General features: G+C 46.1%; 15 protein-coding genes. 11 read left to right on the top strand and 4 right to left on the bottom strand.

The window, feature by feature from the left end:
• Positions 1-91: 91 nt before the first annotated feature.
• Positions 92-556 (top strand): transcriptional regulator AsnC, encoded by a 465-nt coding sequence (asnC, locus tag R7P74_RS12415; RefSeq protein ID WP_086046422.1) that lies wholly within the window; start codon positions 92-94, stop codon positions 554-556.
• A 66-nt stretch (positions 557-622) separates the two neighbouring features.
• On the opposite strand, the gene prlC is transcribed toward asnC, so the two are convergent.
• Positions 623-2,665: an oligopeptidase A gene (gene prlC, locus R7P74_RS12410; protein WP_017635033.1), complete on the bottom strand. Its 2,043-nt coding sequence runs from the start codon at positions 2,663-2,665 to the stop codon at positions 623-625.
• Positions 2,666-3,064: 399 nt separating this feature from the next.
• Here prlC and R7P74_RS12405 point away from each other — a divergent pair, with 399 nt between their 5' ends.
• The 7 genes from R7P74_RS12405 to R7P74_RS12375 all read left to right on the top strand — a co-directional run bounded on the left by R7P74_RS12405 (position 3,065) and on the right by R7P74_RS12375 (position 14,103).
• Positions 3,065-3,904 (top strand): 23S rRNA (adenine(2030)-N(6))-methyltransferase RlmJ, encoded by an 840-nt coding sequence (locus tag R7P74_RS12405; protein ID WP_005379158.1) that lies wholly within the window; start codon positions 3,065-3,067, stop codon positions 3,902-3,904.
• A 259-nt stretch (positions 3,905-4,163) separates the two neighbouring features.
• On the top strand, positions 4,164-5,522 hold the full coding sequence (gene gorA / locus R7P74_RS12400; RefSeq protein WP_042522575.1) for a glutathione-disulfide reductase: 1,359 nt from the start codon (positions 4,164-4,166) through the stop codon (positions 5,520-5,522).
• 97 nt (positions 5,523-5,619) lie between these two features.
• Complete coding sequence (locus R7P74_RS12395; RefSeq protein ID WP_140103246.1) at positions 5,620-6,945, top strand: tyrosine-type recombinase/integrase; 1,326 nt, start codon at positions 5,620-5,622, stop codon at positions 6,943-6,945.
• A complete protein-coding gene (locus R7P74_RS12390; RefSeq protein WP_318122881.1) occupies positions 6,938-8,683 on the top strand; it encodes a hypothetical protein in 1,746 nt (581 codons plus the stop codon). The genes R7P74_RS12395 and R7P74_RS12390 overlap by 8 nt, the downstream gene beginning before the upstream one ends.
• Entirely contained in the window at positions 8,683-10,731 is a 2,049-nt protein-coding gene (locus R7P74_RS12385) for a hypothetical protein (RefSeq protein WP_252094121.1), read from the top strand. The genes R7P74_RS12390 and R7P74_RS12385 overlap by 1 nt, the downstream gene beginning before the upstream one ends.
• Complete coding sequence (locus tag R7P74_RS12380) at positions 10,728-11,195, top strand: hypothetical protein (protein WP_318122880.1); 468 nt, start codon at positions 10,728-10,730, stop codon at positions 11,193-11,195. The genes R7P74_RS12385 and R7P74_RS12380 overlap by 4 nt, the downstream gene beginning before the upstream one ends.
• A gap of 193 nt (positions 11,196-11,388) precedes the next feature.
• Positions 11,389-14,103 (top strand): TrlF family AAA-like ATPase, encoded by a 2,715-nt coding sequence (locus R7P74_RS12375; protein ID WP_180793863.1) that lies wholly within the window; start codon positions 11,389-11,391, stop codon positions 14,101-14,103.
• A 235-nt stretch (positions 14,104-14,338) separates the two neighbouring features.
• Here R7P74_RS12375 and R7P74_RS12370 read toward each other — a convergent pair whose 3' ends face one another.
• Positions 14,339-15,244 (bottom strand): LysR family transcriptional regulator, encoded by a 906-nt coding sequence (locus R7P74_RS12370; RefSeq protein WP_162497013.1) that lies wholly within the window; start codon positions 15,242-15,244, stop codon positions 14,339-14,341.
• Between the two features lie 121 nt (positions 15,245-15,365).
• Between R7P74_RS12370 and xapA the strand changes: the two genes are divergently transcribed.
• Positions 15,366-16,190: a xanthosine phosphorylase gene (gene xapA, locus R7P74_RS12365; RefSeq protein WP_318122879.1), complete on the top strand. Its 825-nt coding sequence runs from the start codon at positions 15,366-15,368 to the stop codon at positions 16,188-16,190.
• A gap of 105 nt (positions 16,191-16,295) precedes the next feature.
• On the opposite strand, the gene R7P74_RS12360 is transcribed toward xapA, so the two are convergent.
• Together R7P74_RS12360 and R7P74_RS12355 are read right to left on the bottom strand one after the other, a co-directional pair.
• The gene (locus tag R7P74_RS12360; RefSeq protein WP_005394384.1) at positions 16,296-16,907 is read right to left on the bottom strand and encodes a bifunctional 4-hydroxy-2-oxoglutarate aldolase/2-dehydro-3-deoxy-phosphogluconate aldolase; all 612 of its coding nucleotides are present in this window, start codon (positions 16,905-16,907) and stop codon (positions 16,296-16,298) included.
• A 9-nt stretch (positions 16,908-16,916) separates the two neighbouring features.
• Positions 16,917-18,293 (bottom strand): GntP family permease, encoded by a 1,377-nt coding sequence (locus R7P74_RS12355; RefSeq protein ID WP_318105335.1) that lies wholly within the window; start codon positions 18,291-18,293, stop codon positions 16,917-16,919.
• Positions 18,294-18,446: 153 nt separating this feature from the next.
• Between R7P74_RS12355 and R7P74_RS12350 the strand changes: the two genes are divergently transcribed.
• Both R7P74_RS12350 and edd read left to right on the top strand, forming a co-directional pair.
• Entirely contained in the window at positions 18,447-18,971 is a 525-nt protein-coding gene (locus R7P74_RS12350; protein WP_213893885.1) for a gluconokinase, read from the top strand.
• A complete protein-coding gene (gene edd / locus R7P74_RS12345) occupies positions 18,971-20,767 on the top strand; it encodes a phosphogluconate dehydratase (RefSeq protein ID WP_318122878.1) in 1,797 nt (598 codons plus the stop codon). The genes R7P74_RS12350 and edd overlap by 1 nt, the downstream gene beginning before the upstream one ends.
• Positions 20,768-21,430: the final 663 nt, after the last annotated feature.

The following is a 21,430-nucleotide window of genomic DNA, read 5'->3' as shown; positions in this document are numbered from 1 at the left end:
AACCCGCAGTTACTCCTGCCAAACCTTGTGAATCCTATCCGCTATGAGTATAAAAGGGAGGTAAAACTCTATCCCTAACGGAAATCATAGTATGAATACGAGCCTGCCGAAACTCGACGACCTTGACCGCGCAATATTAAAAACACTGATGGCTGACGCCAGAACGCCCTACGCAGAAATGGCAAAGCAGTTCGATGTCAGCCCTGCCACTATCCATGTGCGTATCGAGAAGATGAAGTCGGCTGACATCATCGAGGGAACGGAGGTGATCATCAATACCAAAAAGCTTGGCTACGATGTGTGCTGCTTTATTGGTATTAACCTCAATGCAGCTCGTGATTACCACTCCGCGTTAGAAAAACTCAACGCGCTCGACGAAGTCGTTGAAGCTTACTACACCACGGGCGCGTATAACATATTCGTCAAATTGATGTGCAAATCGATTGAAGAGCTGCAATTTGTACTGATCGACAAGCTGCAAGCCATTGATGAGGTTCAGTCCACGGAGACATTGATATCGTTGCAGAACCCGATCAACCGAAACGTAAATCCGTAAAATTTTTTATAAAAACTGTACAAAAAAGGCCAACCGAACGGTTGGCCTTGATGTTTTTTGCTCAATTTACGCCGCAATACCCGAATGGCGCAACAGTGCATCGATTTGTGGCTCGCGGCCACGGAAGCGCTTAAACAGCTCCATTGGCTCTTCACTGCCCCCCATTTCTAGGATGTTGTTCAGGAAGCTTAGACCCGTCTCTTTGTTGAAGATGCCTTCTTCTTCAAAGCGAGAATACGCGTCTGACGACAGCACTTCAGCCCATAGGTAGCTGTAGTAACCCGCACTGTAGCCACCAGCAAAAATATGGCCGAAGCTGTGTGAGAAACGCGCCCACTCAACCGCAGGAACTACCGCGACTTTCTCTTTCACTTTCGCCAGAGTTTCCAGTACACGCGCACCCACTTCAGGGTCATATTCGGTGTGAAGCGTGAAGTCGAACAAGCCGAATTCTAGCTGACGCAAAATACCCATCGCAGATTGGAAGTTTTTCGCTGCGAGCATTTTGTCTAGCATCGCTTTAGGTAGCGGCTCACCTGTCTCATAGTGACCAGAAATGAACGCCAGCGCATCCTCTTCCCAACACCAGTTTTCTAGGAACTGACTTGGTAGCTCAACCGCATCCCAAGGCACGCCATTAATACCTGAAACAGCACCTGTATCAACTTGCGTCAACATGTGGTGGATTCCATGACCAAACTCATGGAATAGCGTCACGACTTCATCGTGCGTGAACAGTGCTGGTTTGTCGCCCACTGGACGGTTGAAGTTACACGTTAGATACGCAACCGGCGTTTGCAGCTCGCCAGATAGCGTAACGCGACGACCACGACAATCATCCATCCACGCGCCGCCACGTTTGTGTTCACGAGCGTAGAGATCTAGGTAGAAACTGCCACGGAGTGTGCCTTCAGCATCAAAGATATCGAAAAAGCGCACGGACTCATGCCAAGTGTCTACGCCTTCGCGCTCAGTAACGGTCATGCCAAACACGCGGTTTAGCACTTCAAACAGACCGCTCACGACTTTTGACTCTGGGAAGTATGGGCGCAGTTCTTCATCCGAAATTTGGAACAGGTGCTGCTTTTGTTTCTCGCTGTAGTAAGCGATATCCCAAACGTTCAGCTCTTCAACACCAAACTCACTTTTCGCAAACTGACGTAACTCTTCGACTTCACGTTCACCTTGCGGTTTCGCTCGTGTCGCTAGGTCATTCAGGAAGCCCAGCACTTGATCCGGCGTTTCAGCCATCTTTGTTGCTAACGACTTTTCACTGTAAGTATTGAAACCTAGCATACGTGAAATTTCATGGCGCAGTTTTAGCTGCTCAGTAATGATTTCTGAGTTATCCCATTTGCCTGCGTTTGGACCTCGATCAGAAGCGCGCGTCACGTACGCTTCGTACACTTCTTTACGCAACTCTTGGTTATCGCAGTACGTCATGACAGGTAGGTAAGATGGGATATCTAGCGTAATGAGGTAACCATCTAACTCTTTTGCTTCTGCGGCAGCTTTCGCTGCTGCCAGCGCCGATTCTGGCATACCTGCTAGGTCTTTCTCGTCTGTGATGTGCTTGGTCCAACCCATGGTGGCATCCAGCACATTGTTAGAGAATTTAGAGCTCAGCTCAGACATACGTTTGCTGATCTCGCCGTAACGGTGCTGCTCATCGGATGGCAAACCAATGCCTGATAACTCGAAATCACGCAGTGCATCAGTGATGGTTTTCTGCTGGGCACGAGTTAACGTTGCAAATTCTTCGCTCGCTTTGATGGTTTTGTACGCTTCGTACAACCCTTTGTGCTGACCAACCCAAGTGCCGTACTCTGACAAAATTGGTAGGCAACTTTCGTAAGCTTCACGTAGCTCTTCGCTGTTCACTACCGAGTTCATGTGACCCACTGGCGACCAGATGCGGCTTAAGCGATCATCCGCTTCTTCAATTGGCGCAATCACACTGTCCCAAGTTGGGTGAGCGTTGTCTTGTAGAACTTCATCGATTTTTGCTCGGCAGTCAGCAATCGCTTGCTCAACGGCAGGCTTGATGTGTTCTGGTTTAATTTGAGAAAACGGAGGTAGGTCCGTAAACGTCAGAAGAGGATTAGACATGAATAATTCCTTTTGTGTTTTGACTCTGTGATTGCCTGTCTATTTTGTGTAGATAGGCCAACTCAATGTACAGACGAGCCAGCAACATGGATTGGGGGAGCTCCGTTCCCTTTCTCTATGCCGCGATGACCATCATATAGTCAACCAGCGCTACTCTGTCCTTGAGTCTTGTTATACCTAAATGAAATTTCACACCCTTTTGAGTGCGAGAAACTCACCTAGTTCAATTCGATTACCAATAGTAAGTGTGGGTGACTTAAAGAAATTTCAATAGCGTCCCCTTATCAGAGGAACAGATTTGATTGGAAGTTCTACATCTTTAAGTTACTTGAGTATAATACCGCCATAGAGTGAAAATCACAGACCACACTCAACCAAAGAGTGTTTCGAGAGTTTAATTTGTTAAGTTACCGCCACAGCTTCCACGCTGGCAACCATGCCGACGTGGTCAAACACATCGTTCAAAGCCTCATTCTTGATGCGCTGAAACAAAAAGATAAGCCATTCGTTTATCACGATACCCACTCGGGTGTGGGCCGTTACGATCTGACTCACGAATGGTCTGAAAAAACGGGCGAATACAAACAAGGCATCGCACGTATTTGGGATAACCCAAGCATTCCCGAAGACATCAAAAGCTACATCGATGCCATTAAAGTGCTCAACAACGGCGAGAAGCTGCGTTACTACCCAGGCTCACCACGTGTAGCGCGCGCGCAAATCCGCCCACAAGATCGCATGGTGCTGACCGAGTTGCACCCGGCCGATCACCCATTGTTAGAGCAAGAATTCCATCGTGATCGCCAAGTGAGCATCTTCAAAGAGGACGGGTTCCAACGCCTCAAAGCAAGCTTACCGCCACAAGAACGTCGTGGTTTGGTGCTGATTGACCCACCATACGAACTCGCGAAAGAGTATCGCGATGTGGTACGAGCGATTCATCAGAGCCATAAACGTTGGGCAACCGGTATCTACGCAATTTGGTACCCAGTGGTAAACCGCCACGACATCGAAGATATGATCGAAGGCTTGGAAGCACTGGGTATTCGTAAAATTCTGCAAATCGAGTTAGGTGTTGCACCAGATACCAACGAGCGCGGCATGACGGCATCCGGCATGATTGTGATTAACCCGCCATGGAAACTGGAAAGCCAGATGAAAGAGATTCTGCCATTCCTGCAAGACGCGATCGCACCAGCAACTGGCCACTGGAAAGTGGACTGGATTGTGCCAGAGTAAGCACTTCAGTACTGCTATCTTCAAGCGCAACGATATTCTCGTTGCGCTTTTTTATGCTCTCACCTTCTCCCTCCAGTCGTGCTTATTCTTCTTTTTGTGCCTCTCATCGCTATTTGTCATAAGTATTGTCGCTTTTTCCCATTTAGGAATTAGTCGAATTCGATTTATGATAGTGGGATAACGGTGGCATTGAGTTCGGGCAAGGTCATCCCAATCTATCTATGTACCAGATAAAATTTATAAGCTCTTGGAGAAAGTAATGGCGACTCATTTTGACTATATCTGTATCGGTGGCGGCAGTGGCGGCATCGCATCTGCAAACCGTGCGGCGATGTACGGCGCGAAAGTTGCGCTAATCGAAGCTCAAGACCTTGGCGGTACCTGTGTAAACGTAGGTTGTGTACCGAAAAAAGTGATGTGGCATGGCGCGCAAATCGCAGAAGCGATGAACCTGTACGCAGAAGATTACGGTTTTGATGTCGACGTGAAAGGTTTCGACTGGAGCAAACTGGTTGAGAGCCGTCAGGCATACATCGGTCGTATTCACCAATCTTACGATCGCGTTCTTGGCAACAACAAAGTAAACGTGATTAAAGGCTTTGCTAAGTTTGTTGACGAAAAAACTGTCGAAGTAAACGGTGAACACTACACAGCAGATCACATCCTGATCGCGGTTGGTGGTCGTCCTACTATTCCAAACATTCCAGGCGCTGAATACGGCATCGATTCAAACGGCTTCTTCGACCTAGCAGAGCAACCAAAACGCGTTGCGGTTGTGGGTGCTGGCTACATCGCAGTTGAAATTGCTGGCGTACTGCACGCGCTAGGTACAGAAACGCACCTGTTCGTACGTAAAGAGTCACCACTGCGTAGCTTCGATCCAATGATCATCGATACGTTGGTTGAAGTGATGGACGCAGAAGGTCCAAAACTGCACACCCACTCTGTACCAAAAGAAGTGGTAAAAGAAGCCGATGGCAGCCTAACTCTGCACCTAGAAAACGGTGAAAGCCAAAACGTTGACCAACTGATTTGGGCAATCGGTCGTCACCCTGCGACAGACGCAATCAACCTAGCGTCAACCGGCGTGGCAACGAACGAAAAAGGCTACATCAAGGTAGACGAATACCAAGAAACTAACGTGAAAGGCATCTACTGTGTGGGTGACATCATGGAAGGCGGTATCGAACTAACACCAGTAGCAGTGAAAGCGGGTCGTCAACTTTCTGAGCGTCTTTTCAACAACAAACCAAACGCGAAGATGGACTACGATTTGGTACCAACTGTGGTATTTAGCCACCCACCAATCGGCACTATCGGTCTAACAACGCAAGAAGCAGAAGAGAAGTACGGCAAAGACAACATCAAAGTCTACACATCTGGCTTTACTGCGATGTACACCGCTGTTACTAAGCACCGTCAACCATGTAAGATGAAGCTTGTATGTGCGGGCGAAGAAGAAACGGTTGTTGGCCTACACGGCATCGGCTTCACGGTAGATGAAATGATCCAAGGCTTCGGCGTAGCAATGAAGATGGGCGCAACCAAAGCAGACTTCGACTCTGTTGTGGCTATCCACCCAACGGGCTCAGAAGAGTTCGTTACCATGAGGGGTTAGTGTAGGAAAAGCTTCTTACACACGTAAGTAAATCTGGAAAATAACCAATCACTGTCCATACTGGATGCATGGACAGTGATATTTTTCAGGATGATTTATGACATACCTTGTACACTCCAGCGATGTTTTCAAAGAGACTGAGCTACAAAAACTGGATAATGGTACATTCCATTGCCTCCCTTCCAATGACAATATCGGTTCGCTGCCAACCCTCTTTTCACAAGATGGTGTATTCAATCACGAAGCCAATAGCTACCTGCTTTATCTTAAGGCCATAAAGAAAGCAGAAGATTTATCCCCTTGCGCGCAGGCTTTGCGTGCCTACTACCAATTTCTTGAGGATAAGGAGTTGAGTTGGGATAAATTCCCGCCAGTCAAACGGCTCAAACCAACTTACTTGTTCCGCTCCCACCTACTCAAGAAAATAAAGCAAGGCGAGCTTGCACATAGCACAGCCAGTGTTCGTATGAACCAAATCGTCAACTACTATAAATGGTTGATGCACGATGGTTATCTATGCATAAAAAACGAGAAGGAAGCCCCATTCAAAATGGAGTTTGTCTCTGTTGAAAACAATGGGATGCTTTCCCATATATCCCCAACCTTCATCGTTGAAACCAGTGATTTACGCATAAAAGTACCAAGGGATGCGGATAGCAAAAACATCAGACCGCTATCCCCGTTAAGCCGTGATGCCCTGAGCATTTTGACTCAACATCTCCTGCAAACATCTGAAGAGCTGCGCTTACAAGCCTTGCTTGCGATTGATACAGGAATGCGAGTTGAAGAAGTGGCAACTCTAACGCTAGATGCGCTAGACACTGCAACCCCGCTTGCTGAAAGCGAGCATCGTTTAGAGATTCTGTTATGCCCCCGCTCCACAGGGGTGCAAACCAAGCTCCTAAAAACTCGGGCTGTGGAGATTTCATCGGATTTACTTCATTCATTGAATGAATATCGAACTTCAGAGCGCCGCCTGAAGCGTGTCGCCAAGATGAGTGAGAAAATTGAGCAGTTGGATAGCGACGTCCCTCCTTTCGCCCAGAAGACTATTGAAATACTGGAGCGCTGTGAACGTCACGAACCACTCTTTGTTAGCCAGCAAGGTAACCCTGCTACAGGGAAGTCCATTGAAGCTCGGTGGGTTGAGTTCAGGGCGGAAATAAAAAAGGCCGAGCCTTCATTTACCCATCGCTTCCATGATTTACGTGCCACCTATGGCACCTATCGCCTCAGTGACCTGCTAGAGGCTAAATTGCCCGTTGTCGACTGTATGGAGCTTCTGATGGGCTGGATGGGGCATAAAGATGAAAGCACCACCATGAAGTATGTGAAATTCTTACAGCGCAAGGACGCCTTCAAGGTCAAGTTCGGCATCCTTGATAGCATAATGCACGAAGCTTTGGAGGCAGAGAATGAGTAACATCACGCACCTTCATAATTGGAATCCCGACCTATGCATTGAATTGAATGTAAATGGTAATGCCCGAGTGGATTTTAATCGCTTGTTATTTAAACACGCTCCATCTACCAAAGCTTTGCAGCAAGGCCAACAATTTGAAGGTGCGGATAGAGAAGCCTTCATTCTTCAAATGAAGGCTCGATTTGATGAAATTATCAAAGAAGGGGGGAGCCATTCAACTCTCTATACCCACTTTCATAGAGTAGTTCAATATCTTCAGTGGTGTGACAAGAAAACTGACGAAGCCTTTTCTCAATCATCGATTGAGAACTATATGAATTATCAAAATGAGCGTGTCATGTTAGGGCAAGTCAAAAGCGTAACCTATGCGCAAGTTCATGCTTCTATCGTGGCTACTTTCACTCTTTATTTAGACTTACCTCGCTCGTATTTCGACAATATCGTTGTGCGAGATAAAAGTGATGCTGAGTCTTTTGAGGCTTACACCCGAAGCGATTTAAAACAAATTCTTCCTTTTTTAAGGGCGCTATTTAAGCAAACGCATCAACAGTTTGTTACGTCCCCTGAAAAGCATATGCAGGCGTATAAAAGCTCACCTACCATGACCTTTAACTGGAAAGGAAATGAATATCCATTATGCGGCGCAATCTCAAAAATGATGGCAGCTGCCACGTTCCTAATGGCGTATTACACCTATGCAAACACAAGTGACCTGTTCAAGTTAAAACAGCCCGAGAATGCTTCAACAACACTAGGTGAAGTGTGGTATACGATGCCAGCCTTTAAGCGTAGAGCTTTCAAAACTATTCGTGTTGAAATGGGTGAGCACGAACTTGAAATACCAAAGTATTCGATGAATTTTTTTGATAAGTTACTTGAAGCTTCACGATTAATTTCTGATGAAAGTGATGCCCTACTTCTGCAAACGATTGCCTCAAAAGAAGTGCAATCCATCAAGGGGGCAACCCTGCAAGCCTTCCTTCATTTGTGGGTAGAAAAACACTTTACCTTCACCGACCAAACAGGACGAAGACTGCGCCCTGTGGTAAGCCGATTTCGTGAAACAGGCGCTCAATTAACGGCGTACCATCAAGGTGAAATAGCTAATGACATCATGCTTGGAAATACGTCCAATGTTCGAAAAAAGCATTACAGCGAAGGCAATAAGCACAGCAATAATGGGATGCTGCAAGACACTTTCGCCATTCGTGAAGAGCAAATAAAAAACGGTGTATCACCCAAGGAAGCAAAAGAAAATCTTGGTATTTATGTGCTTATCATTGAAAAAGAGAATGCCATTAAGTTACCAAACCTTAGTCGAACATCAAACGGTGGGAGTTGCAGAGACCCTTTCGGAAGTAAGTCGGTGAAGTTTACCAGAAAGGCACAAAAGCAAAGGTTAGCCAAAGAGGGAGAAAAATTAGCTTGTGCGGATTTATTAGAGTGCTTTGGCTGCCCTCATCAAGTTATCGTTCAGTCCGTTGTAGATATTTGGTGCTTGCTATCGTTTAAGGCGTGTATTGAGGAATCTCTGTTCTTGCATTTGGATGCCCATCATTATCGTAAGAATTTTGAGCAAATAATAGTGTTTATCGACTCCAAAATTCTTCCCAATATCAATTCAAAAATAGTAAAACAAGCAGAATCAAAGCTGGATGATGATGGACTTCACCCCGCATGGGGTGAACCCGAATCGATTCTTCACTTAATTCCTAACAATCCGAAGGAGAGCGTGTAATGCCAATCGAACATTTATATTTAGATAGCTTTCCAGAGCAGCATAAAGTACAAGAAGTCGATATTGTTAGGCTTTATCACGAAGGCCGCTTTGATGAGCTTGATAAGGTTGTGGTCTGTAAAGATAGCTCTGGCAATGTCACTGCCACCTTTGGGGATAGTAATTGGAATTGTTTTCCGTTTTCTCGGAAAAAAAATAAGAACAACCTTAATTTTGAAGCACTCGATAACAGCCCAGAGTTACAGCGAGAATTAAAGATTTTCATCTACGGATGGTTATTCAATAAAAGCCCACAAAAACGTAAGGCTTTGAAGTTCTCTAGCACGTATTCAAGGCTCAAGGATGCGAACGTGGCTTACCGTCATTTAGAAAAACAAGGCTTTGGCTCTATACGTGCTCTTTCAAAACCATCAAATTGGACTGGCTTTGAATCGTACTTGGTTGAAAAGCAATTCGCTAAAAGTTCATTAGAGCAGTGTTTTGTCGCTATCAATGCAATTATTAAAGATACAGCATGGCACAAGGTTAACCATGAGTTTTCTGAGACTATAAAGAGTACTGCTTTATCTAAAAAGTTAAACCAAATGGAGGGGCAGCAAACACTTACCATTCCTGAGCGTTTATGTAATGCCATCTATGGCAAAGCCATTGAATTGATTGAAGGTGCACATACCCATAGAGAGTTAATTGCTCAAGTTGAGAACGAGTTGCAAGAGAACTACCTTGAAGGAAAACGAATTGTCGATGAAAAAGCCGCTAATGGTTCGATATTTTTTTTTATACTAACTAACGGTCAGGTAAATACACAGAAACGCGCTCAATCAATCAACAACAATAAACCCCGAAAGCCACATGACATTATTGCCCCTCTCGCACAAAAATTATCAAGTATTCCATTAAAAAACGGGAGTGATTTTCAGCGTTATCTAGCACAACTAATCACTGCTAATTACATTGTGTGTGGAGGGTTTAGCGGTATGCGTGATTCAGAGTTGGATAAGTTGACTCCCAATAGTTATTACACGGACACCCTTGATGGGCGTGAGTACCACATGCTTCAATCACATACCTTTAAGCTCGGCGAGAAGAGAGAAACGTGGATAACCGCCAGTTCATCTAAGACTGCTATTGAACTCATGACCACACTTACTGAGCGGTGGCGACAAGAGGTAATGTACCCAGATAAAAAGTACAACAATAGCCTTTGGGTTAATCAAACGTATCGCTCTAAATCACCCATATTCATCACGAATTGGAATCGACGCCTTCAACGCTTTTGTGAGCAATTTAATTTCATTGTGACAGAGGAAGACTATCAAGACTGCCTTGATTCCAACCCTCAATCTCATGAGAAAATTAAAAAGACGATACAGGTTGGTCAGCCTTGGTGCATGACTACCCACCAATTTAGACGCTCTTTAGCATTCTATTGCATTAAAAACCGCTTTGGCACACTGGTTGCCCTTAAACAACAATTTAAACATCTCCATCTTGCAATGACAGAGTGGTATACAAATGGTGGAAAGTTAGCGAGTTATCGAAATCTTATCGTAGATGACAAGTTTAAGGCGATGCTTGACGATATTAACGCAGAAACCACCGCTAACAAGATATTTAAACAATGGCACTCAGATGAAACCCTATCAGGTACTCATGGCAAATCGATCATGAAAATGCGAGGGGATGTCCCTACCATCTACAGTTCTTGGGATGTGATATACAAGGCCGTAAAAAATGGTAAGTTGACATTGCATGGCTCAATGCACAGCTATTGCAAATCTGGTTATGACTGCGATATGGACGGTGTGGTCACTCCCCAATTCTGTGTGGGCTGCGCCTCTGGTAGTAGCATCATTGACGAGCAACAGGCTAAGTGGTGGCAGAAAAAGCACCGCAGTCTAGTTGCTTACATGGTATCTGGCGAAGAAATTTCGGTAAGTGAACATAGCCACTATGTCACTCAAGTAAGAGCCGCAGAGAAAGTCATGGCTGACTTTGATATGTCCTTTACCCCTTTTGAACCTGACTTAAAGGTGGCCAACTTATGAGTAAGAACGAAAATACACAATTAGCATTAGAGGCTGCACTAGAACGTATAAAACAAGGCAAGCCCAAGCGTATTCCCACCACGCGAAAGCTTAGCGTAAGAGCGGTGGAGGAAGAAGCGAACTTAGGTAACGGTAGCGGCTATTACTACCCCGATTTCGTTCAGAAGGTAAAACAGGTCAAAGCCGATATTGCCGAAGCCAAAGGAGAATATGTTCAACCTGAAATTCAATCAGTACGCACCAAGCTCAGTGAGCAAAAGCGCATCAAGCAAAACTACAAAGATAAGTATGAGGCTGTTAAGCAGCAACTAGCAGACTTTGCAGCAGCTCAGCATCATCTGAATGATAAACTCGTAAAAGCTCTGAGTGACAAGGAAGAGTTGGAGTTTGAGAATGCCAAATTGCGAGAAGAATTAGCAAATTTCAAGCGGAGTAAGGTCACCTCTATTACACCGATGGATTAACCCTTTTTGCATCCTCAACTCGAATGAACGTCAATCTTCTATGGTTTCGACACCACCTCAATTTCGAAGCCATAGAAAGCGCTAACAACTTACATGTATTTACTAAGATATTGATGGCCGTCATGTGAATTAAATTGAATAATACATTTCCGTAAGGATAATGAAACCATTCTCCATAATAGCGTACAAGACCATGAATAATATTGTTGGATCCAGATGGTGGAAGTTTGACTTTCACGCTCATTCCCCTGCATCACTAGACTATAAACAGAAAGATATTTCTCCGAGAGATTGGTTACTAGGTCATATTGAACATGGAATTGAATGTATAGCCGTAACCGATCATAACACTTCAGGGTGGATAGATTGTCTACAACAAGAAGCTCAACAGTTAAGAACGGAAGGCCATACCATACATCTATTCCCTGGAGTCGAAATAAGTACACAAGGCAACGTACATGTCCTTGCTATCTTTGACCCCTCTGTGGATGCTCAACATGTCGCAACAGCAATCGGAGCTGCCGGATACACAGGAACTTATGGTGATAGCGATACCGATGGAAGTCAAAGCCCAGAGCACGTCGTAAAAGCCATAACTGAGAATCTAAATGGTGTTGCTATTCCTGCGCATATTGAACTTGAAGGATCAGGTGTATGTAAATTAGGAAGTAAATCTGTATTGCGAGTCTGCAAAGCAGCGGATGCAGTAGAAGTTGTATTCCCTGATAAACCACAAATGTCGACCTTCAGAGCTACTGGATTATCATTACCACAAATCATTGGTTCCGACTCCCATGCCCCAAACGAGAATGGAAGAGCATACACATGGGTCAAAATGTCCTCTCCAACTATAGACGGTCTTAAACTTGCCTTGCTAGATGGGAATACGTGCATTAGGCGATCCGATGAAGAATTTACACCTAATACTCTTCCGTCGACATATTTGAAAGAACTGACAGTGAGTGATACAAAATATTGTGGCAGAGGTAAGCCATTTAGTGTCAAGCTAAACCCTTGGCTCAACTCAATTGTAGGTTCTCGTGGTAGTGGCAAATCGACTTTAGCGGAGTTCATTCGTATCGCTCTACACAAGACAGGAGATATTCTTCAACTCGATGAGTCAAATGAGATTAGGCGTAATTTTGAAAGGTTCTTCAGAGTTGCCCAAAATCGAAATGATTATGGTGTTCTATTAAACAACAGCCAGATCCAGTGTGTTGTTGCGAAGAACAATATTGATTACAGAATCTCTTGGGATCAGACACAACAACAAGCCACCATTCATCGAAAAGACAATGAGCAATGGGTTCCTGAGTTGGGTGACATTCAAACCCGATTCCCAGTCAGCATATTTAGCCAGAAACAAATATTTGATATGGCTAAAGACCCAAACACACTACTAGCGATCATCGATAACTCGCCAGAAGTAAGCATACAAGCATGGCAAACACATTGGGATGAGTTAAAAAATCAATTCATTCAGCTTCGTGCATCTGAACTAGGCTTAATCAATAAAGTTTCTAGTCTGAATACTATAAAAGGTCAGCTAGCAGACGTTAATGCTAAAATCGCACATATAGAGGCATCTGGTCACGCACAAATACTGCAAAACTACAATAATTTATACCATCAAAAAAACTACGTCTTGAATGCTCTCAATCTCATGAATAGTGAGATTACGACCATAACAAATAGCATTCAAACTTCCACTGGCCAGATAAGTGGAGGCATTAGTAACGAAGTCACAAATGATCCAATGATAGCTAACTCTCTCCAGCAAACGGCTCGGAAGATTGAAGATTGGAAACACAGCGCAACTCAAGAACTCGGCTTAATCGCATCTGAATTAGCCTTGCTGGGCGAGGCTGTAGAAAAGTCCAACCTTTCACAACTATGTACTGGTGCCTACAACCAATACTCTCAATTAGTCACCTCAATGCAGCAACAAGGCATAAAAGAGCCGTCTGAATACAATTCATTGGTAAAAGAGCGTGTTGCTCTAAATGGAAAGGTAGAAGAGATAGATTCCGCCAATAAGCAGCTAAACACACTAAGGGATCAAATCAAAAACTCTTATCAGAGCCTTATTGAATGGAGAAAAGAGCTGACCAAACGACGAGATGCATTTGTTAACCAATACATCTCACCACATCGAGATCTCAAGATAACAATTGGTCAATTGCAGCATTCTGAACACTTGGAGCTATCTTTTCGCGAACTGATTAATCGTGTTGATGGAGCCTTTGCCAGCGATTTAATGGATGAGGACAAACAACAAGGTATCCTGTATGCATTAAAGTCTAAAATGGCTGAAGCTGAAGAAAAGCAAGTAGGATCTTCTTACGAGCATTTACACCAATTCAAGTTAGATGTATTCAACCACCATACGTCAAAAACAAACATACTTAACTGCACTATTGGCAAACGATTATCATCTGTTATTGAGCAGTTAGATAGCTCAAGCCTAGATAGGCTCTGGAGTTGGTTCCCAGAGGATAACTTATCTGTAGAGTTTTACGATGGGCGTCGATTCAAACCTCTAAGCCAAGGTTCCGCAGGGCAAAAAGCTGCGACAGTTTTGTCATTTTTGCTATCGTATGGCGATGAGCCTCTCATCGTTGATCAACCAGAAGATGACTTGGATAATGCACTAATCTCCAAGCTGGTGATAACTAAGTTGCATGACATAAAACCTAAGCGTCAGTTTTTAATTATTACTCACAACCCAAATATTGTTGTGAATGGCGATAGTGAATTAGTCATCGTACTAGAGGATAAAGGAAATATTACATTGGCTGCTGCGGGTGGATTACAAGAACTATCTGTTAGGCAGGAGGTATGTGAAATCATGGAAGGCGGCAAAGAGGCACTGGAAAAGCGATATAAACGAATGAAGTACAATAGTTAACTCTCTGGAAAATGCTATACTGACAACACAGTTTTTAGAAAAAATGGCTATCAAAATTCATTTTTCTGGAAAACACACAAATACCTTGCCATAAAAGGCTTTACAGAAATCCTCCAGATTCTACGTGTGACGGTAATTCGTAACGATGCGTTAATTGCGCGCTAATCGCATTGCTGATTTCAGCGAATCATTTGAAAAGGTCATCTTAGGATGACCTTTTTTTGTTAGACCATGCTTAACTCGCATTCTCCAATAACGTGCGAATAAACTCGGCTTTGATAGCACTCTCCTGCTTACCGTCATGAATCAGACACAAGTCTGCACGCAGTGACTCTTTCAGCTTGATAAAACGAATCCCATGCCAATGATGCTGAGAAAACGTCGACGGCACCAACGTCACGGTATTGCTGTTTGCCACATACGCCATCAAGGTGCTTGGCTCCACCACTTGTTTGCCAAGATGGGGTGAAAAGCCTTCTTGCAGACAGGCATTGATGATGAAGTTTGCCGAGGCAGAATTCGCCAAACTCATAAACGCAAACTCACACGTCTTTAAATCTTGGAGCCGCAGCAAAGATTTGCTGGCTAACTCATGTTGCTCCGACACCGCCACCACAAACACATCTTTGCCCAAAGATACCGACTGATACGGATAAATGTTGAGTGCATCAGCAAAACGCACAATGCCCACATCGATTTTCTTCTCGCTAAGGTGCTTCTTTTGCGTCTCTGGGTTGAGGTCAAAAATGTCGGCGTGATAAGTGTCATGCTCAGCATGGAAGCGCTGTAACAGACGATCAAATCCGCCCCAAAATGCGCTACTTACCACACCAACTCGCAAGATATTTCTCTGGTTCAACCCCACTTGCTGAACTTGATTGAGCGAGACATCCAAGGTCTGAAAAATCAGTTGGCATTTGGACTCCAACAATCGCCCGGCCTCCGTCAGCATGACGTTTCTTGAATCACGCTCAAACAGTTTGACGTTAAGCACCTCTTCCAACTCTTTGATGCGATTGCTCAACGGCGAATTGGTGATATTGAGGTTCTCGGCCGCCTTAGTGAAATGCTTGGTTTGTGCGACCTCGTAAAAGTAACGCAGCATCTTCAGCGTCACGCGCTCAAATGGTTCTGACTTCATGCATTGAGTCCTAGCGAATTTCATCATCCTCTTTTTAAGGATGATAGTAGCGAATAAAGCAAAGATAACCAGCGCAGAAAGTCACACAATGGAATCAACACACAACCAGAAGGTGACTAACATGAATCACGATCCAGTAATCGGCGCGCTACAAACCATTCGCGAACGCAAACCAAACTTCCAACCTAAAGCGGCGTTTATTTTAGGCTCTGGCTTAGGCGTATTGGCAGACGAGCTACAAGACAAAGTGGTCATTCCATACGAAGAGCTCGAAGGCTTTCCGGTTAGCACCGTGCAAGGCCACTCTGGTGAGTTGGTACTTGGCACCATGGGCGGCGTAGACGTAGTGTGCATGAAAGGTCGCGGTCACTACTACGAACACGGCTCAATGAAGGTCATGACAACGCCCGTGCGCACCTTTAAAAAGCTGGGCTGTGAGTTTCTGCTCGTCACCAACGCGGCAGGCTCACTTCGCCCTGAACGCATCGACGTCGGTTCTCTGGTGGTATTTCATGACCACATCAATACCATGCCTGAGTCGCCAATGGTCGGTCCGAATGATGAAGAGTACGGCCCGAGGTTCTTCAGCCTCGCCAATGCGTACGACAAAGACCTGCGCGCAGAAGCGTTTGAAGTTGGCAAAGCCAATGGCATTCACCTGAATGAAGGTGTGTTTGTCTCTTACACAGGCCCCAACTTTGAGACCGCAGCCGAAATCCGCATGATGCAAATCATCGGTGGTGATGTGGTGGGCATGTCGGTCGTGCCAGAAGTGATTTCTGCGGCGCATTGCGGCTTACCCGTATTGGCAGTGTGTGCGATCACCAACATGGCAGAAGGCTTGGGAGATGTAGAATTGTCTCACGCCCAAACATTGAAGTGCGCGAAGCTAGCCGAAGCAGATTTCATTCGCTTTATTAAGCGCTTTATGAAGCATCACTTCTAAAACCGTTTCATTCCCAAAAGCAAAAGGGTCATCAAGTAACTTGATGACCCTTTTTCGTATCACGTTTTCTAACGTTCGGGGGTATTTCGGGGCCGTTTGTGCGTTTTACTTAACTGCGCGAACCAATTCAGCAATGCCTTCCCAATCGCCGTTGTCCATCATTGCGGTTGGCACCATCCAAGTACCGCCACAAGCTACAACCGATTTCAGCGCTAGGTAATCTTCCACGTTGGATGGGCTTACGCCACCTGTTGGCATGAATTCAACTGGGTAAACCGCCGTGAGTGCTTTCAACATGTTTACGCCGCCTGATGGCTCAGCAGGGAAGAACTTCAACGTACGCAGACCCATTTCCATCGCTTGCTCAACCAAGCTTGGGTTGTTTACACCCGGTACGATAGTCACGCCACGTTGCTGACAGTATTTCACTGTGGTTGGGTTGAAGCCTGGGCTAACGATAAAGTCCACGCCCGCTTCGATGGCGATATCCACTTGTTCTGTGGTCAGAACGGTGCCCGCGCCAATCAACAGTTCTGGGTACGCTTCACGCATGATGCGAATCGACTCCGCCGCCGCTTCGGTGCGGAATGTCACTTCCGCACATGGTAAACCGTTTTCTACCAACACTTTTGCCAGTGGCAGAGCATGTGCTACGTCGTTGATTGCGATAACTGGGACGATTTTGATTTCTCTTAATCGTTGTTCAAGTGTTGTCATGGGGAACCTCTAAAGAATAAAGCTTAATGTTGCGACGATAATAAACGCGATACCGCCAAGTAACGTTTCCATTACCGTCCAAGTTTTTAATGTGGTTTTCTCATCCATCTCAAGGAGACGAGATACCAACCAGAAACCAGAGTCATTGAAGTGAGACAGTACCGTTGCACCACCCGCAATCGCGATTACGATAAAGCAAAGGTCGAGTTCACTCAAACCTGTTGATGCTGCCACAACCGGCGCGATAAGAGCCGCCGTGGTGGTTAGCGCTACGGTTGCCGAGCCTTGAGCAACACGCAGACAGGTTGAAATCACAAACGCCGCCACAATCACAGGCATACCTGTGTCTGTAAGAACGTCAGCCAGTGCATCACCAATACCGCTTGAGCGCAGTACGCCGCCAAACATGCCACCTGCACCCGTTACTAGGATAACACCACAGATAGGAGCCAATGACTCACCACATAATTTTTCTAGTTTTGCCATGCCGTAGTCTTTGGCAAACACAGCCAGACAGACAATCAAAGTGATCAGCAACGCAACTGGGGTTTTACCTAGCATGCGTAGGAACTCAACCAGTGCCGTTTTGCCATCAATCACACCCGCAACCGCCAGTGTGTTCAATACCGTATCCAAACAGATTAGCAGGACTGGCAGCACAAGGATGGTCATAACCGTGCCAAATTTTGGTGCGTTGCGCTCATCCACCATCGCTTCGCCATTAAAGAAGGCTTTAGATAGTGGGATATCGAATTTTTTGCCCGCGTACAAACCAAATAGGTAAGCGCCAAGGTACCAAGTTGGAATAGCAACCAGAATACCCACCACCAATAGCAGACCGATGTTTGCGCCAAGGAATTCTGCCGCTGCAACCGGACCTGGGTGTGGTGGAACAAACGCGTGCATAACCGCAAAAGCACCGGCTGCTGGCAACGCGTATTTAATTGGTGAGCCACCAAAACGAGCCGCCACACTTAGGATGATTGGCATCATCACTACAAGGCCAGCATCGAAGAAGATTGGGAAGCCAAACAGTAATGAAGCGACGCCCAAAGCAAATGGTGCGCGCTCTTTACCAAAGCGACCAATCAAAGTGTCTGCCAGCACTTTCGCACCGCCAGTCACTTCAAGAATTTTACCGATCATCGCACCAAGACCAACCAGCAATGCCACGGAAGCCAGAGTACCGCCGAACCCACCCATCATGGTCGATACGACTTTCTCTGAAGGAACGCCAGTGGCGATTGCCGTACCTAAACTCACCATAGTAAGGGAAGCAAAAGCATGGACTTTCAGTTTAATGATCAGAACGAGTAACGCTGCAATGGCAAGGCCTGCAATCGTCAGTAGGAACGTAGGATCTGGGGTTAGGGTTAATTGCTCCATAGGTTCACCTTTAAGAATTATTGTTTGTGTTATGGTTCACATTTATTTAAGTTACCGGTAACATGTTACCGATAACATGAATAAGATAAACCCATATTTTAAAGTGAATTCAAAAATTGAGATCACGCGCAAATTTGGTTATGAGGATAAGTTATGGCTGGTAGTAGTGTCATCGTTATGGGCGTTTGTGCTAGTGGTAAAAGCACAATTGGTGAGCATCTAGCGAAAAAGCTAGGGCGTAAATTCATTGATGGTGATGATCTTCATCCACGAGCGAACATTCAGAAAATGGCATCGGGCCAGCCTCTGAACGATGATGATCGCAAGCCATGGCTAGAACGCATTCGTGATGCGGCGTACAGCCTAGAAAGCAAAAACGAACACGGCATTATTGTCTGTTCAGCACTGAAAAAGATTTACCGCGATCAGATCCGCGAAGGCAACGACAACGTGACCTTCCTGTTCCTTGATGGCGATATGGAGTTGATCCTTAATCGCATGCGTATGCGCAAAGGCCACTTCATGAAAGAAAACATGGTGAAGAGCCAATTCGAGACGCTAGAGCGCCCAGACAACGAGCCTCAAACTCTGATCGTCAGTATCGACGGAGACATCAGCGACGTGTTGGAACGCTCTGCCGCTGAGCTAATCAAAATGCAAGCGATCGAGGTGGCGTAATGACTCACTCTGTTGTTCTTGAGGTCACACAACGTTTGACCGAGCGCAGCCGTGAAGCACGCGCTGCCTTTCTTACTCGCACCGAAGTCCAAGCCGAAGCAGGTAAAGGCCGCGTTGGTTTATCTTGTGGTAACTTAGCCCATGCAGTCGCCGCTTCTTGCTCTTCTGAAAAGAAAAATATTCTCGATTTTACTCATGCCAATGTCGCGCTGATCAGCGCCTACAACGACATGTTGAGCGCCCACCAGCCGTACCAAGACTACCCAGCGCAAATCAAACAAGTGCTGGCGGACTACGGACATACAGCGCAAGTAGCAGGTTGTGTGCCAGCGATGTGCGATGGGGTGACTCAAGGTCAAGCCGGCATGGATATGTCGCTGTTTTCGCGTGACTTAATTGCGCAATCAACGGCGTTGTCTTTGAGCCACAATGTCTTTGATGCCACATTACTGCTTGGCATCTGTGACAAAATCGCCCCGGGGCAACTGATGGGCGCACTGTCTTACGCGCACCTGCCGACTGCGTTTGTACCAGCGGGTCTGATGGCAACAGGCATCAGCAACGAAGAGAAAGTCGACGTGCGCCAAAAATACGCAGCGGGTGAAGTCGGCAAAGACGCTCTGCTGGATATGGAGTGTCGCGCTTACCACTCTGCGGGTACGTGTACGTTTTACGGCACAGCCAACACCAACCAGTTGGTGTTCGAAGCCATGGGCTTGATGCTGCCAGGTTCGGCATTCATTCATCCCCATACCCAACTGCGTAAAGCGTTAACCGATCACGCGGCTCTGAAAATCGCCTCAATGACGGCGGGTTCTGCACACTTCCGTCCGTTGGCAGAAGTGGTCACAGAAAAGAGCTTGGTCAACGGCATCATCGCTCTACTTGCATCTGGCGGCAGCACCAATCACACCATTCATATGATCGCCGTGGCGCGTGCTGCTGGCATCTTGCTCACGTGGCAAGACATCAGCGATCTGTCGGATGTGGTTCCTTTGTTAGCTCGCGTTTACCCGAACGGCCCAGCCGATATGAACGCGTTCCAAGACGCGGGGGGCGTGCCTGCGTTATTGCACCGCTTGAACCAATCCGAGCTTTTGCATCGCGATGTGAAACCCGTGTTTGGTGAATTTGAAGACCAAATGACGCTACCGAGCCTTATCGATGGCCAACTGACTTGGACACCGTGCCAAGGCAGCCAAGACGGTGACGTGATCGCCAAACCGGACGCCACTTTCCAAAACACCGGCGGCACTCGCGTACTGACTGGCAACTTGGGCAAAGCCGTGGTGAAAGTGTCTGCGGTGAAAGAAGAGCAACGCGTGATTGTTGCACCTGCGATTGTATTCCAATGCCAACACGAAGTGGAAGCCGCGTACAAACGTGGTGAGCTGAACAAAGATTGCATCGTTGTAGTCACACACAACGGCCCAGCAGCAAACGGCATGCCTGAACTGCACAAGCTGATGCCAATTTTAGGTAACGTGCAAAAAGCGGGCTTTAAAGTGGCGTTGGTTACTGACGGTCGCTTATCTGGCGCGTCAGGTAAAATTCCGTCTGCGATTCATGTTTCTCCAGAAGCCATTCGTGGTGGCGCGATTGGTTTGGTGCGCAACGGCGATTTGATTCGTCTGGATTGCCAAACGGGCGAACTGAACAACTTAAGCGATACCACTGGTCGCGAGTTGATTCATTTCGACACCGAATCTACCCAACAAACCTGGGGACGAGGCTTGTTTAGCGTGATCCGCCAAAACGTATCGAGTGCAGAAGAAGGCGCAAGCTTTATTGTTTAAGGCGAGAAGAAAGACCTCGTCGTTCCGACGAGCCCAAGCGAGATCAGGAATCTAATAGCAAAATGCTGTGAAGTCAGAGAAAACTCCTCTGCCACAGCACTTTTTGTTGGTAGATTCTGAATCACACTCGTCCCTCGCTGTTCAAAATGACGAACTTTAGGATTGGCCTCTGTTCTTTTTAAAAATGAATGAGTCCGTCATTCCGACGAGCCTAGGCGAGATCAGGAATCTAATATCAAGGTGCTGTGAAGCCAGAGAAAACCCCTCTGCTACAGCACTTTTTGTTGGTAGATTCTGAATCACGCTCGTCCCTCACTATTCAGAATGACGAGCTTTGAGATTGGCCACCGCTATTTCTAAAAACGAATGAATCCGTCATTCCGACGAGCCTAGGCGAGATCAGGAATCTAATATCGACATGCTATGACGTCAGAGAAAACTCCTCTGCCACTGCACTTTTTGTTGGTAGATTCTGAATCACGCCGTCCCTCGCAGTTCAGAATGACGAGCTTTGGGATTGGCCACCGCTATTTCTAAAAACGAATGAATCCGTCATTCCGACGAGCCTAAGCAAAATCAGAAATCAAATATCGACATGCTATGACGTCAGAGAAAACTCCTCTGCCACTGCACTTTTTGTTGGTAGATTCTGAATCACGCCGT

This window comes from Vibrio sp. 2033, from assembly GCF_033339735.1.
This window is presented reverse-complemented; position numbering and strand designations above follow the sequence as displayed.

Excerpts from the sequence above, each read along its gene's own strand:
- R7P74_RS12370 (WP_162497013.1), bottom strand. The coding sequence starts at position 15,244 with ATGAAGTCAGAACCATTTGAGCGCGTGACGCTGAAGATGCTGCGTTAC.
- R7P74_RS12385 (WP_252094121.1), top strand. The coding sequence starts at position 8,683 with ATGCCAATCGAACATTTATATTTAGATAGCTTTCCAGAGCAGCATAAA.
- prlC (WP_017635033.1), bottom strand. The coding sequence starts at position 2,665 with ATGTCTAATCCTCTTCTGACGTTTACGGACCTACCTCCGTTTTCTCAA.
- asnC (WP_086046422.1), top strand. The coding sequence starts at position 92 with ATGAATACGAGCCTGCCGAAACTCGACGACCTTGACCGCGCAATATTA.
- R7P74_RS12380 (WP_318122880.1), top strand. The coding sequence starts at position 10,728 with ATGAGTAAGAACGAAAATACACAATTAGCATTAGAGGCTGCACTAGAA.
- R7P74_RS12395 (WP_140103246.1), top strand. The coding sequence starts at position 5,620 with ATGACATACCTTGTACACTCCAGCGATGTTTTCAAAGAGACTGAGCTA.
- edd (WP_318122878.1), top strand. The coding sequence starts at position 18,971 with ATGACTCACTCTGTTGTTCTTGAGGTCACACAACGTTTGACCGAGCGC.
- R7P74_RS12360 (WP_005394384.1), bottom strand. The coding sequence starts at position 16,907 with ATGACAACACTTGAACAACGATTAAGAGAAATCAAAATCGTCCCAGTT.
- gorA (WP_042522575.1), top strand. The coding sequence starts at position 4,164 with ATGGCGACTCATTTTGACTATATCTGTATCGGTGGCGGCAGTGGCGGC.
- R7P74_RS12390 (WP_318122881.1), top strand. The coding sequence starts at position 6,938 with ATGAGTAACATCACGCACCTTCATAATTGGAATCCCGACCTATGCATT.
- R7P74_RS12355 (WP_318105335.1), bottom strand. The coding sequence starts at position 18,293 with ATGGAGCAATTAACCCTAACCCCAGATCCTACGTTCCTACTGACGATT.
- R7P74_RS12375 (WP_180793863.1), top strand. The coding sequence starts at position 11,389 with ATGAATAATATTGTTGGATCCAGATGGTGGAAGTTTGACTTTCACGCT.
- R7P74_RS12350 (WP_213893885.1), top strand. The coding sequence starts at position 18,447 with ATGGCTGGTAGTAGTGTCATCGTTATGGGCGTTTGTGCTAGTGGTAAA.
- xapA (WP_318122879.1), top strand. The coding sequence starts at position 15,366 with ATGAATCACGATCCAGTAATCGGCGCGCTACAAACCATTCGCGAACGC.